General features: G+C 31.8%; 2 protein-coding genes. Both read right to left on the reverse strand.

Translation table 11 applies throughout. The features are described 5' to 3' along the window. On the reverse strand, window positions 1–543 hold a 543-nt coding region (locus tag H5072_RS20340; protein ID WP_220488751.1), incomplete at its 3' end, for a hypothetical protein. Between the two features lie 11 nt (window positions 544–554). After that, window positions 555–965 (reverse strand): hypothetical protein (locus H5072_RS20345; protein ID WP_220488753.1); only part of this gene is annotated, 411 nt, incomplete at its 5' end.

Below are 965 nucleotides of genomic sequence, written 5' to 3' on the forward strand. Positions count from 1 at the left end.
CACTTTAACCCAACGCTGATGTTCTTCCACATCCACGGGATCGAATGTATCTAGCTTTTTTGCATCAAAGAACAAGCTTGATTTTGCATTTACACCTAATCGGTCAAAAATCACTTTTCCTGGTAAATTACTTATTTCACAAAAAAGAGTTTTTACATTTTTATTAGAAAAATGGTCTATAAATGCTTTTTGCGATGCTGAATTACCATTGAATACAATAGCAACTTCAACTTCTTGGTAGTTTAATTGAGTCAAAGCAAGACGATCTCTTATCATCGTATAAACTTTCTTTGCATGTGCCACAGATTGACTACCACGGTAAACATAGGTCAGATTTGAAAAATCAGTTTCTGGAGGCATATCATTGCAATTGTTGGCTTGCTTTTCGTTTTCATTAAATAAAAAAACTTCAAAGTCTTTCTTTAAAAAACGGTAAACAGAGTACTTTGTGGTATAAAAAAGAAACGACTTCCCTTTTATACCCTTTGCTAATCGATAGAAAAATGTAGCTCTATCAAAGTTATCAACATAAATAACTATCATTTCAGTTTCCTTTACAACCTACCCACTGGCGGAGGCGCTTTTTTATATTCTTCATATAATAATTCATACATATTATTCGATAGTGAGTCCTGCGTAGTTGATTTAAGTGCGAGTACGCCAAATACAATTACATTTTGTGGTAACAAAAATATTGTAAATACCATTGAGTAAACAAAAAATCGATTAATAAAAATCCTCATGTGTTCGGCTGCAAGTATTACTATGGGTAAAAAGAAAAACATCCCAAAGTAAATGTAACGCTCAGCAAGCGTTCTTGAAAAAACAGCTAAAAATAACACAGGAAACATATATAAACTTACGTTGTACAGCATTTTGATTGCATATTCTTTTTTATCTATAAGCTCTTCATTACCGTATTTAAGTTTAAATTTACTTATAAAAACTTGACGAACCCTATACAT

Origin of the sequence: Pseudoalteromonas sp. SR45-5 (genome assembly GCF_014163565.1) — a bacterium.
In the GTDB taxonomy this organism is placed as follows: Bacteria; Pseudomonadota; Gammaproteobacteria; order Enterobacterales; family Alteromonadaceae; genus Pseudoalteromonas; species Pseudoalteromonas distincta.